12 protein-coding genes are annotated in these 12497 nt (G+C 55.4%); 2 read left to right on the forward strand and 10 right to left on the reverse strand.

The annotated features are described in order from the left end of the window. Positions 1-14: 14 nt before the first annotated feature. From GW579_RS02365 to GW579_RS02380, 4 genes are all read right to left on the reverse strand, one after another. Positions 15-272, reverse strand: coding sequence for a copper-binding protein (locus tag GW579_RS02365; RefSeq protein WP_235937307.1), 258 nt, complete (start codon positions 270-272; stop codon positions 15-17). 175 nt (positions 273-447) lie between these two features. Continuing rightward, entirely contained in the window at positions 448-867 is a 420-nt protein-coding gene (locus GW579_RS02370) for a hypothetical protein (protein WP_165057292.1), read from the reverse strand. Positions 868-1042: 175 nt separating this feature from the next. Continuing rightward, a complete protein-coding gene (gene corA, locus GW579_RS02375) occupies positions 1043-2050 on the reverse strand; it encodes a magnesium/cobalt transporter CorA (protein WP_152326052.1) in 1008 nt (335 codons plus the stop codon). Between the two features lie 120 nt (positions 2051-2170). Next, a complete protein-coding gene (locus GW579_RS02380) occupies positions 2171-3004 on the reverse strand; it encodes an oxidoreductase (protein WP_165057294.1) in 834 nt (277 codons plus the stop codon). Positions 3005-3163: 159 nt separating this feature from the next. On the opposite strand from GW579_RS02380, the gene GW579_RS02385 reads away from it, so the two are divergent. Beyond that, on the forward strand, positions 3164-4105 hold the full coding sequence (locus GW579_RS02385) for an AraC family transcriptional regulator (protein WP_165057296.1): 942 nt from the start codon (positions 3164-3166) through the stop codon (positions 4103-4105). Positions 4106-4112: 7 nt separating this feature from the next. On the opposite strand, the gene GW579_RS02390 is transcribed toward GW579_RS02385, so the two are convergent. From GW579_RS02390 to GW579_RS02400, 3 genes are read right to left on the reverse strand one after another with little or no spacing between them, the layout of a single operon-like run. Then, positions 4113-5702, reverse strand: a complete 1590-nt coding sequence (locus GW579_RS02390) for an efflux transporter outer membrane subunit (protein WP_235937308.1) — start codon at positions 5700-5702, stop codon at positions 4113-4115. 1 nt (position 5703) lies between these two features. Beyond that, positions 5704-7272 carry a DHA2 family efflux MFS transporter permease subunit gene (locus GW579_RS02395; RefSeq protein ID WP_165057298.1) on the reverse strand — a complete coding sequence of 523 codons (1569 nt, stop codon included), beginning with the start codon at positions 7270-7272 and terminating at the stop codon, positions 5704-5706. After that, entirely contained in the window at positions 7269-8459 is a 1191-nt protein-coding gene (locus GW579_RS02400; protein ID WP_152326057.1) for an HlyD family secretion protein, read from the reverse strand. Before GW579_RS02400 ends, GW579_RS02395 begins: the two co-directional genes overlap by 4 nt. A 263-nt stretch (positions 8460-8722) precedes the next feature. Here GW579_RS02400 and GW579_RS02405 point away from each other — a divergent pair, with 263 nt between their 5' ends. Then, positions 8723-9634 carry a cation diffusion facilitator family transporter gene (locus tag GW579_RS02405; RefSeq protein WP_165057300.1) on the forward strand — a complete coding sequence of 304 codons (912 nt, stop codon included), beginning with the start codon at positions 8723-8725 and terminating at the stop codon, positions 9632-9634. Between the two features lie 91 nt (positions 9635-9725). On the opposite strand, the gene GW579_RS02410 is transcribed toward GW579_RS02405, so the two are convergent. The 3 genes from GW579_RS02410 to GW579_RS02420 are packed head-to-tail and all read right to left on the reverse strand — an operon-like array spanning position 9726 to position 12337. Next, positions 9726-9872, reverse strand: a complete 147-nt coding sequence (locus GW579_RS02410; protein ID WP_152326361.1) for a DUF2474 domain-containing protein — start codon at positions 9870-9872, stop codon at positions 9726-9728. Positions 9873-9908: 36 nt separating this feature from the next. Next, positions 9909-10916 carry a cytochrome d ubiquinol oxidase subunit II gene (gene cydB / locus GW579_RS02415; protein ID WP_165057302.1) on the reverse strand — a complete coding sequence of 336 codons (1008 nt, stop codon included), beginning with the start codon at positions 10914-10916 and terminating at the stop codon, positions 9909-9911. Positions 10917-10918: 2 nt separating this feature from the next. Then, complete coding sequence (locus tag GW579_RS02420; RefSeq protein ID WP_165057304.1) at positions 10919-12337, reverse strand: cytochrome ubiquinol oxidase subunit I; 1419 nt, start codon at positions 12335-12337, stop codon at positions 10919-10921. Positions 12338-12497 lie beyond the last annotated feature (160 nt).

The raw sequence follows: 12497 nt of genomic DNA on the forward strand, positions 1-12497 counted from the left end.
GGTGTTTCTCCCGGTTAGCGTTTCAGCGGTGTCAGTGTCTGCAACTGATAAGCCGTGTCCGTTTTGATAAAGCTGAACGCCACCGGCGTACCGGCGGGCAGGGAGTTCGCGGCGATTTCCGGTGGTAACCGGAAATTCATGGTCATGGCGGGCCATTTAAGGGCAGGAATGGCGTGATGAGAAATTCCCACGCGGTCGGATTGCCATTGCGTGATCACACCTTCAGATTCATAGGTCTGAACGTTTTCCATCGCCATAGTGTGGCCATCCATTTGCATCGTTTCTGCAAAGGAATAAGCGGAAATAAAGAAAAGACTAAAGACAAAACTATTTAAAATTGTACGCATGGGAATAACTCCAATACTGTCATATCAGATAAAAGCCGTTATTACGGCAGATAAATAAGATTATTCAGATGCAAGGAGATGCATCCTCTGACAGCAGGGGCTATTCCCGGTATCGGCAGAACTGAACTTCAGCAGGGGGGGCTGTGACTTGTGGAGCTACCCAGTCGGCGGTGGTGACCGCCACGCTGGCATCGAGGGTAATGACGGCGAGTGCCGGGACAACCGGAAGCGCTAAAATGGGCACATTTCCGTTGTCTGTCTGGGTTCTTTCCGGTACGCAGTGCTTTTCACACAGCACTGACTGACTTTGCATATGCTCAGGTGAATCAGGCATTTGCATATATTCATTGTGCGACATCGTGGTGTTTTCTACCGGCGGGCGCATGTCGCACTGATGGCTGGCGAGGGCCAGCTGAGAATTCAACAGCAGCCAGCACAAGGCGAACAGCAACGCACTGATCCGCTTGCCGGGCAAGCGCAGTGAATGCATAAACTGTGAAATCGCGGAACGCACTGACATATTAAGGTTATTTCCGTAAAGGAAAGATGCGAAGGAGTATATAAGGAAATAACGCACAGAGGGAAGGGGAAATAGAATAAGTCTGCGGTAAATTTGTCAGGATAATTAAAGAGAGCGAATAACAGCGGCTTCTGTTATTCGCATGTTAATTAACGTGTGGCTTCAGGTGATAATATCAGAGCCAGCCCGATTTTTTGAGTTTCCAGTATAACCATGCACAACCGGCGATCGTGACACCCAGCGTGACCGGATATCCCCACCAGTCGTCCAGCTCCGGCATGTTTTTAAAGTTCATGCCGTACAGGCTGAATACCACGGTCGGGATCGCCAGAATTGCCCCCCAGCCCGCGAGACGTTGCACCACTTCATTCTGATGCACCGACACCAGCGCCAGATTCACGTGCATGGCGTTCGAGAGCATTTCGCGCATATCGTCAGTGGTACGGATCACCTGATTCGCGTGATCCTGCACGTCACGCACATAGGCACGCAGGCTTTTCGGCATCAGTTCTTCATAATGGTGGCTGAGCTGGTTACAGATATCCTCCATCGGCACGGCGGCGTTGCGCAGCGAGAGCAGATCGCGGCGCAGTTTATACACCTGCTGCACGGCTTGCTGGTTAAACGTGTTCTGGAACATCAGCTTTTCGATGGCGTCGAACTCTTCGGTGTAGCGGTGCAGAATTTCCAGATAGTTATCAACGATGGAATCGAGCACGCAATACAGCGCGTAAGCCGGTCCCTTGCTCATCATGTCCGGGCGTTCTTCGGCGTGTTTGCGGATTTGTTTGTAGCTTGACGACGCGCCGTGGCGGATGGTGATCAGGAAATTTTTGCCGAGAAACAGATGCGTTTCGCCGTACTCGATCGTTTCATTCACCTTTTGTGCGGTGTGCGTGACAATAAACAGCGACTCGCCGTACTGCTCGATTTTCGGCCGCTGATGGGCGGTCAGCGCATCTTCAATCGCCAGGTCATGCAGCCCGAATTCCTCCTGAATACTGCGCATGTACGCATCTTCCGGCTGCCACAAACCGAGCCACACAAAGGTGTCCGGCTCTTTCAGCACTTCGCTGATGTCTTCGACGGTGACATCCTGCAACCGCTTGCCGTCACGGTAGGCAACGCTGTTGATTACTGAATCGCAGCTGGGTTTTTTATCTTCGTTAGAAATGTCGTTCATTTTTTACCCGATTGTTATTCAGACGAAAATCCCGCCCGCAGGCAGGATTGTTTTCAATGTCTGAACAGAATAGCGCAGTCTGATGGAAATGCGTTTATCGGGAATTCTGAAAAAGGTTTTTCAGCCATCGGTTGAGCGACTGAGCGTTTCCCACGCATCAATATCCGCATTCATCTGTAGCAGTTTTTCCCTCACATACGTGACAGCATCGCTGCCCAGCAGCAATGAGGCCGGTGGCGCGGGGCTGTCAATCAGCGACAAAATGGCCGCAGCGGCTTTTAGCGGATCGCCGGGCTGATGGCCGCTGCGTTTTTCACGTGTGTCGCGGATCGGGCCGAAAGTGTCGTCATAATCCGGAATGTTTCGAGGTGAACGCACCATTGAACGTCCCGCCCAGTCGGTACGAAAAGATCCCGGCTGAATGGCGGTGACGGCAATATTAAAAGGTTTCAGCTCTTTGGTCAGCGTCTCGGAAATCCCCTGTAATGCAAACTTACTGCCGCAGTAATAGCTGATCCCCGGCATCGTAATAAAGCCGCCCATGGACGTGATATTGAGAATATGGCCGCGGCGGCGGGCACGAAAGTAAGGCAGAAACGCTTTGATTACGGCCACCGCGCCAAACACGTTAACGTCAAACTGGTGTAACGCCTCGCTGAGCGGCGATTCTTCCATGATTCCTTCATGTCCGTATCCGGCATTATTGACGAGGATATCGACAGGGCCGGTTTCGCTTTCAATGGCCTCCGCCAGCGCCGAAATGCCGGCAAAATCAGTCACGTCGTGGATATGTCCAAAGCTTCGCCCGGGGGCAATCGTGTCGAATTCTTCTTTGGCCTGCTGGTTACGCAAAGTCCCAGCGACACGGTGACCGGCTTTCAGCGCTTCTTCTGCCAGCGCACGGCCAAAGCCGCTGCTGACGCCGGTAATAAAAAAGAGTTTTGAATGGCTCATAAAATGCTCCTCAGTAACGGGAAACCAGAGTAGGGCGCGGGGCGTTAAATCCGTAGCCCGGATCCTCTCGAATGTTTGCCTGATCCTATGAGACGTCTGGACGGGAATATCGCCCGCTGCCACACTGTTGTGACTTTTCTGTTCACCTCCGGGGGCATTATGACAATTCCTTCATCCGCAACCGCATGCCAGATGGTTGCGCTTCTCGATAAGCTGACGCCGCGGGAGGGCTACAATCTCACGTCTCTGCCCGACGTGCGTTTTCTGCGTTCGAACCGCCCGCTGATGCGCACGCCGGTTTTATATGAGCCGGGAATTGTGATTGTGGTGCAGGGAAGAAAACGGGGATTTCTCGGGAATGATGTCTATTTGTATGATGCGCAGCATTATCTGATGGTTGCGGTGCCCGTGCCGTTTACCATGGAAACCGATGCCAGTGAAGATGAGCCGATGCTGGCGATTTACATGCGGCTCGATTTCAGCCTGGCGGCAGATATTTTGTTGCAGCTGGAAGCATATCCGTATCAGCCGCTGGAATCGCCAAAAAGTATGGTGTCCAGCCCGATGGATGAAGCTATGCGCGCGTCCGTATTGCGTTTTTTACAGATAATGGCGTGCCCGCAGGATGCAGAAATTCTGGGAAAAGCGATGCTGCGTGAACTGTATTATCGCGTGATGACCGGTCTGCAGGGCGGCGCGCTGCGCAGTGCGCTGAGGATGCAGGGGCAGTTCGGCAAAGTGATGAAGGCGCTGCGAAAGTTGCATACCGAGTACGCTACGCATCTGGATGTGAATGCGCTGGCGAAAGAGGCGGGAATGAGCCTGCCGACTTTCCACAGTCATTTCAAAAGCATTACCGATACGTCGCCGATGCAGTATCTGAAATCCACCCGTCTGCATCAGGCCAGATTACTGATGTTACGCAATAATCTCACGGCTTCAGCAGCGGGTGTGCAGGTGGGTTACGAAAGCGTTTCTCAGTTCAGCCGCGAATTTAAACGTTTATTCGGGCTGACGCCGGTAAACGAAGTTGAGCGAATGAGGCAGAATTTTTCTTTACCTGCCCCGGTCACGCCTTCGGATTTTATCTCGTCACATTAAACCGCCTTTACGGCGTTATCCCCGACGTCGTTTTGACTTTCACATCCGTCGTTGCCGCCGGACCAAACACGGTGTAGGTCGGCAAATCGACGTTCTGGTAGGGCTCCCAGCCGCCGCCGAGGGCTTTGTACAGTGACACCAGATCGGTGCTGGTTTTCACCTTCGCTTCGGCGGATTGCTGATGCGCCTGCGCGAGCTGGCGCTGGGCGTCGAGCACGTTGATGAACGTCGAAAGTCCCTGACGGTAACTGTCGCTGGCGAGATCAAACGCCGTCTGTAACGCTTCGGTCGTCTGGTCTAATCCGTTCACCTGATCCTGATCCGTGCGGTAATTCACCAGCGCATTATCGACGTCCTGAAGCGCGGTCAGCACCGTCTGGCGATAATTCAGCGCGGCATTGGCCTGCTGCGCACGGGAAAGATGCACGCTGGAAACCAGACGTCCGCCCTGGAAGATCGGCAGCGTGACCTGCGGGCCGAAAGAGTAGAAATGGCTGCTCCAGTTGTCGAGATAACTGACGTCAGTGTTACGCATCCCGAACTGACCGGTGAGGGAAATACTCGGGAACATCTGCGCGACGGAGACGCCGATATTGGCCGTCGCCGCGTGAAGATCGGCTTCGGCTTTGCGCACGTCCGGGCGACGACGCGCCAGCTGCGACGGGACGCCAACCGGGACGGCGGCGGGCAGGGCAGGCATCGGTTTTGGTGCGGTCAGTTCAGCATCCAGCGAGCCCGGCGTCTGGCCGAGCAGAACAGCCAGTCCGTTCATCGCCTGACGCTCCTGCGCCTGATACTGCGGCAACTGGGCGCGCAATGAACCCAGCTGTGCGCGGGCATTTTCGACATCCAGCTGTGGCGAAAGGCCGTTCTTCTGGCGATTTTGCGTGAGATCCAGCGTCTGCTGCGCCACGTCGATTTGCGTCTGAATCGCCGCCGTCACGCTTTGCGCACCGCGGAGTTGCAGATACGTGCGGGCGACTTCGGCTTCCAGCGACACCAGCGCATCGTTACGCTGTTCGACGGAAGACTGCGTCTGCGCATTCGCGGCCTCAACCTGACGCCGCGTGCCGCCAAATAGATCCAGCTCCCAGCTGGCATCGAAACTTCCCTGATACAGATTGACCGGGCGTGTCGCCGTATCAATGGCGCTGGACGCTTCCGGGCTGAGATCGTTCAGCTGCTGTGAAGCCCCGCTGGAATCCAGAATGCCCTTCAGGCCAAGCTGCTGACGCGTGGCTTTCGCGCTGCCCTGAACCGACGGCAGCCAGGCGCCTTCTGCCTGTTTGACCTGTTCGCGGGCACCGGCAATGCGCAGCACCGCCTGTTGCAGGGAGATATTCCCGGCAATCGCACGGGTGATCAGGCTGTCGAGCTGCGGGTCGTTAAACGCTTTCCACCATAACGGATTCGGCTCTGACGGCAGGGCGATAGAGGCGCCGTCGGCGTCTTTCGGCTTCGTCATGTCGTTATAAGCGCCCGGCGTGACCGGATTCGGTTTCTGGTAATCAGGGCCCACTGAGCAGCCCGCCAGCGCCAGCGTGAGAGCCGAAACGGTAAACAGCGTGGTCTTATTTAACTTCCGGGTCGTATTCAACTTAATGTGCTCCGGCATTACCTTCGCTCTTAACCGGCGAAAGCAGGAAACAAAATGGGATCAAAATAACAGCGACGATGGCGCAATAGCCGAACACATCGATGTAAGCCAGGATGCGCGATTGCGAGATCATTTCCTGATACATCTTCACGGTGGCGAGCTGCATCGGGTCGCCGGCGACGTGGGCGAAATCGCGGATCGCGGCGGCACTTTTGCTGACGGCCTGATTAAACTGTTCATTCAGCGGCGACATGTTGTGCGCCATGTGTGCGCTGTGTGCCTGCGTTCGTTCGGTCACACCGGCCGTTGCCAGCGAAATCCCGATCGAGCCTGCGACGTTACGGAACATGGTAAACAGCGCGGCGGCGTCAGCGTTCATCCGCTGCGGAATAGTGATGAACGCGATGGTCGTCAGCGGCACAAACAGGAAGCCCAGCCCGATCGACTGCGCGCTGCGGTACATCACCAGCGTTGTGAAATCGACGTCCGGCGTCAGCGTGGCAGAATAGATAAACGACGCGGCGAGCAGGAAGAAGCCGAAAGCAATGATGTAACGCGTCTGCACAATCGGCATCAGTTTCAGCACCAGCGGGATCGACAACACAATCAGCACCGCGCCGGGCGACATCACCAGCCCGGAGAGCGTGGCGGTATAGCCTAACTGCTGTTGCGCCAGCTGCGGAATCACCACCGAACTGCCGTACAAAATCATCGCCATACCGGCCATCAGTAAACCGGCGACCGCGAAGTTTTTATCCTTCATACAGCGCAGATCGACCACCGGTTTTTTGGCATAAAGCAGCCAGTAAATCGCGCCGACAATGCCGGTTGCCGCCAGCACCGCAAAGGTGACGATGAAGCCGGATTTAAACCAGTCGTCGTCCTCACCGCGGTCCATCATGACCTGCAAACAGCCCAGCCCGAGCGCAATCAGCCCGATACCGATGTAATCAATACTGAGTTTGCCTTTGGCTTTACGCTCCCACGGCGGATCTTCCAGCAACTGATAAATCGCCAGCAGGGCGATAATCCCCACCGGAATGTTGATGAGAAACACCCAGCGCCAGCTGAAATTATCGGTGATGTAACCGCCGAGCGTCGGCCCGACAACCGGGGCCACGATGATGGCAATCGATGAAAGGCCAAACGCCTTGCCGCGATCTTCCGGCTTGAAATAATCCAGCAGCACCGATTGCTGGATCGGCTGTAAACCGCCGCCGAAGAACCCCTGCAACACGCGGAACAAAATCATCTGCCACAGCTCAGTGGCGATACCGCACAGGAAAGAGCAAACGGTAAACATCGCGATACAGATCAGAAAGTAGGTTTTGCGGCCCATCACGCGGCTGAGGAACGCGGAAATCGGCAACACAATGCCGTTGGCCACCAGATATGACGTTAAAACCCAGGTCGATTCGTCATAACTGGAGGACAGTGAACCGGCGACGTGCGGCAGCGCCACGTTAACGATGGTGGTGTCCAGGATTTCCATGAACACCGCAATGGTTACGACGGCGGCAACTGCCCACGGATTGGCCTTGGGTTTCCAGTAGCTGCGATCTTCATTCATTCGACGGTCACCGTCGGTTCAACAGACAGGCCGAGCGGCAGATGATGATTTTCATCCAGGCCGCTGTCGATGACGATTTTGACCGGAACGCGCTGCACAATTTTCACATAGTTACCGGTGGCATTTTCGGCCGGGAAGGCCGAGAAGCGCGAGCCGGTGCCTTGCTGAATACTGTCGACGTGACCATGAAGTTTGATATCCGGGAACGCATCCACGGTGATTTCAACTTTATTGCCCGGACGCATGCGCTCAAGCTGCGATTCTTTATAGTTGGCGGCGATCCAGATCTCTTTCGACACCACCGAGAACAGCGACGAACCGGCCTGCACCAGCGTACCGAGCTGCACATTACGTTTGGTGACGTAGCCGTCGAACGGTGCGCGAACCTGCGCATACGAGAGATTCAGTGTGGCGTTTTCGAGCTGCGCTTTGGCCTGTTCAACCTGTTGCTGACGGGCTTCAACGTTGGTTTCGGCCTGACGAATATTCAGCTGAACCTGCGCGGCGACCTGCACCTGCGCTTTGGCATTTTCCAGGTCTGCGGCGGCTGAACGCACCTGCGCGTTGGACGTATCGATATTCTGTTGCGTGGTTGCCCGCGGATCGACACCACGCTGACGACGGAAATCTGCCGTAGCGTTAAGTAAGTTGGCTTCCGCACGCGTCTGCTGAGCCTTTGCCTGCGCCAGCTGCGCCGGATACTGCACTTTCGCCAGATCATACTGAACCTGCGCCTGATGCAGTTGGGCAACCGCCAGCCCAAGCTGCGCCTGCGCGGCATCGCGCTGCGCGGTGGCATCACGGGGATCGATTTCGACCAGCAGATCGCCTTTATGTACAAACTGGTTATCTTTCACCGCCAGATTAGTGACATAACCGGCGATTTTCGGTGCGATGGTCACGGCGTCGCCTTCGGTAAAGGCATCGTCGGTGCTGATCTGATCTTTGGTCATCAGCCACCAAACCAGCGCCACGACCAGCATGACAACTACAACAATACCGAGAATAATCAGCGGCTTTTTGCCGGGGCCTTTGCGTTTCTCGTCCGGTTCTCCGGCGTCGTTATGGGAAGATTTATTGTCCTGTGTGTGGCCTTCTCCTGATTTCACCTGGCTGGAGTCGAGTTCTGACTGTTCGGAACGTGCGTCATCTGACGCGGAAGGTTTTGCATTGTTATCGTTTGTCATAGTGCTCTTCTGGTTATCGGCGACCGCGCGCCGGAACAAAGAAATCTTGTTTTAAGCTAGATTGTATTGATGTAAATGCAAGTAAATATAGGTCAATAAACCTTAGTCAGGGCACGAAGATCCAAACCATAGGGAAGGTCTTAAAAAATGAAAATGGGTTATAATGCCGGACTGGTATTTGTATTTATCAAATTTAGTTGATCCTCTGCTTCAGGAATTCCTGTGAATAATTCTCAAAAAAACCGGCTTGTCCGGAGCCATTCATGAGTCGCCCGGCCCCTTCCTATAAAGGGCTGACGCGTATCGCTTCTCTGGTTTCTGTCTGCGTGGCGCTGGTGCTGGTGTGCATCAAAGTCTGGGCGTGGGTGGCGACGGGCTCTATTGCTTTGCTGACGTCGGCAGCAGACGGGCTGGTCGATGTGCTGGCGTCCATGGTGACGCTGATTGGCGTGCGTTACGCGCTGCGTCCTGCCGACAAAGGGCACCGTTACGGGCACGGCAAAGCCGAAGCCGTCGCCGCTTTTGTTCAGGCGTTGTTGCTGGGTGCGGCCGGGCTGGTGCTCGGCGGGGAATCCATCGGGCGCATTATTAACCCGGCGCCGCTGGCGCAACTCGGGCTGGGGATCTGGGTCATTATCATCAGCTGTGTGGCGGCGACCGGCCTGGTGCTGATGCAAACGTACGTGGTGAAGCGCACCGGTTCCACGGCGATTGCCGCTGATCGCGCGCATTACATCACCGACGTTGCGGTGAATATCGCCGTGCTGCTGGCGCTGATTTTCGAACGCTATTTTGGCTGGACGCGTTCTGACTCCATCGGCGCGTTGCTGATTTCTTTCTATATGATCTGGAATGCACGCGGCATGGCGGCGGATGCGCTGACGCAGTTGCTGGACCGGGAGCTGAGCGCCGATGACCGTAAACGTGTCAAAGAAGCTGTGCTGAGCGTGAGCGGCGTGAAAGGCGTGCATGATATCCGCACCCGTAACGGCGGAGACCGCGTTTTTGTGGAGTTCCATGTGGAAGTTGACGGCAACCTGAGCGTGGATATCGGGCACGATATCGGCGACGCGGCCGAAATGGCGGTGGGCAAATTGTTCAAGTTTGCCGATGTGACGGCGCACCTTGAGCCGGACGGCATCGACGACGATCGTCTCGATAACCTGCTGCGCTGACTGGCTGTCGTTATCCGCTGTCGTTATCTGCAATAAAGAAAACCTCCGCCAAATTTGACGGAGGTTTTTTGTTTGGATAAACGTCAATAAATCAGTGCGTGCGCATTCCCGCTGCGGCCATCAGCAATTTAAACACCGAGGCGACAACAAACAGCGCCAGTACGCTGCCCAGCCAGATAGTCGCCATCCAGCCGACGCGTTTCCAGAAAGGCTGACGGATAACGGTTTCATCATCCATTTCCCTGATGAGCTTCTTCATTTACTCCTCCGCATCTCAGTGATAGCCCTGTTCCGGCGTTACTTTCCCTCTGAACACGTAATAGCTCCAGAAGGTATAAACCAGAATAATCGGGATAATAAACAGCGCGCCGACCAGCATGAATCCCTGACTTTGCGGCGGAGCGGACGCCTCCCAGAGGGAGACGGACGGGGGAATAATGTTCGGCCAGATGCTGATCCCAAGGCCGGTATATCCGAGGAAAATCAGCACCAGCGTCAGCAGGAACGGCGAGTGGTGTGCCTGACGGTTTACCGCGCGCAACATCCAGAACGCCACCAGTAACACCAGCACCGGAACCGGCAGGAACCAGAACAGATTCGGCACACTGAACCAGCGCGTGGCGATGGCGGCGTGCGTCAGCGGCGTCCAGACACTGATGATCACCAGCACGGTCAGAAAGGTGAAAAGCAGCGGTTTTGCGCAGCGGTGCATGCTTTCCTGCAGGCGGCCTTCGGTTTTCATAATCAGCCACGTACAGCCGAGCAGGGCGTAGGTCACGACCAGCCCGAAGCCGCAGAACAGATTGAACGGCGTCAGCCAGTCCAGCGCGCCACCAGCATAGGCGCGGTTAGCCACCGGAATGCCGCCGACGACCGCGCCGAGCACCACGCCCTGACAAAACGTTGCCAGCACTGAACCGGCGATAAACGATTTGTCCCAGACGTGGCGCTTTGCCGCACTGGCTTTGAAGCGAAATTCAAAGGCCACGCCGCGGAAAATCAGGCCGAACAGCATTAATGTGAGCGGAATAGTCAGCGCGTCGAGCACCACGGAATACGCCAGAGGAAACGCGCCAAACAGCGCCGCACCGCCGAGTACCAGCCAGGTTTCGTTACCGTCCCAGACAGGCGCCACGGTGTTCATCATCACATCGCGCTCATGCTCTGCTTTCACCAGCGGGAACAGCAGGCCGATGCCCAGATCAAAGCCGTCCATCACCACGTACATCATCACGCCAAAGACGATGATCAAAAACCAAATCAGCGGAAGATCGATACCCATTTTCAGACTCCTTCGTCGTTCAGCGGTTCTTTAATAGCCGACAGCGGACGCGCCGGTGTGCGATGTTGCCCCGGTCCGCCGTGATCCTGACTCCGACCCTCATGCGGCTGCGGCCCTTTGCGGATAAGCTTCATCATGTAGAGATAACCGACGCCAAACACCGAGGAATAAATCACCACGAACAGCAGCAGGCTGATGCTCATCTGCATCTCGCCGTGGCTGGAAACGGCGTCTTTCGTGCGCAGCAGACCATAAACCACCCACGGCTGGCGGCCAATTTCAGTGGTAAACCAGCCCGCCAGCAGGGCAATCAGACCAGACGGCCCCATCAGTAATGCAAACCGCAAAAACGCTCTGTTTTCATAAAGATTACCGCGCCAGCGCAGCCAGAGGCTCCACAATCCCAGCACGATCATCAGCATGCCGAGCCCGGCCATAATGCGGAAACTGTAGAAAACGATGGTCGGGTCAGGCCGGTCTTCTTTCGGGAATGATTTCAGCGCCGGGATTTGCTGCGTCAGGCTGTGCGTGAGGATCAGGCTGCCGAGATAGGGGATTTCCAGCGAATAACGCGTTTCCTCGCGTTCCTTATCCGGATACCCAAACAGAATCAGCGGCGACGGCTCGCTGTTTTTATTCTCCCAGTGGCCTTCAATTGCCGCGATTTTCGCGGGCTGATATTTCAGCGTGTTCAGCCCGTGCGCGTCGCCAATCAGCGCCTGAACCGGAGAAACGATCAGCGCCATCCACATTGCCATCGACAGCATGGTGCGCATCGCCGGGGTATTGCGCCCTTTAAGCAGATGCCAGGCGGCAGACGCGCCGACGAAAAACGCCGATGACAGGAATGCGGCGGTGGTCATATGCAGCAAACGGTAGGGAAACGACGGGTTGAAAATGACTTTCAGCCAGTCCACCGGCACCACCTGATTGTTGACGATCTCAAAGCCCTGCGGCGTCTGCATCCAGCTGTTAGACGCGAGGATCCAGAACGTGGACATCAGCGTGCCGAGCGCGACCATACAGGTGGCGAAAAAGTGCAGACCGGGGCCGACACGGTTCCAGCCGAACAACATCACGCCCAGAAAACCCGCTTCAAGGAAGAAGGCGGTCAATACTTCGTAAGTCAGCAGGGGGCCGGTAATGCTGCCTGCAAATGATGAGAAAAAGCTCCAGTTAGTCCCGAACTGATACGCCATCACCAGCCCGGAAACCACGCCCATGCCGAAATTCACGGCAAAGATTTTTGACCAGAAATGATAGAGGTCGCGATATTCCTCTTTTTTGGTTTTAAGCCACATCCCTTCAAGCACCGCCAGAAAACTGGCCAGCCCGATGGTGATGGCGGGGAAAATTATATGGAAAGAAACGGTGAAAGCGAACTGTATACGCGCCAGTTCGAAGGCATCTAAACCCAACATGAGAGGACCTATTTTTATAGCAGATGATGAAAGAGGATTTAACCATGAAGGGGAGTAGGTATAACAGGAACAGTATGGTGATAATCAGGTATAACAGTTTCGAACTGGAGGTGGTTTCAATAGCAGTTCAAGACGATTTCAGTTTCTGACTTGCAGCGGG

Source organism: Rahnella contaminans, from assembly GCF_011065485.1.
GTDB classification, from domain to species: Bacteria; Pseudomonadota; Gammaproteobacteria; order Enterobacterales; family Enterobacteriaceae; genus Rahnella; species Rahnella contaminans.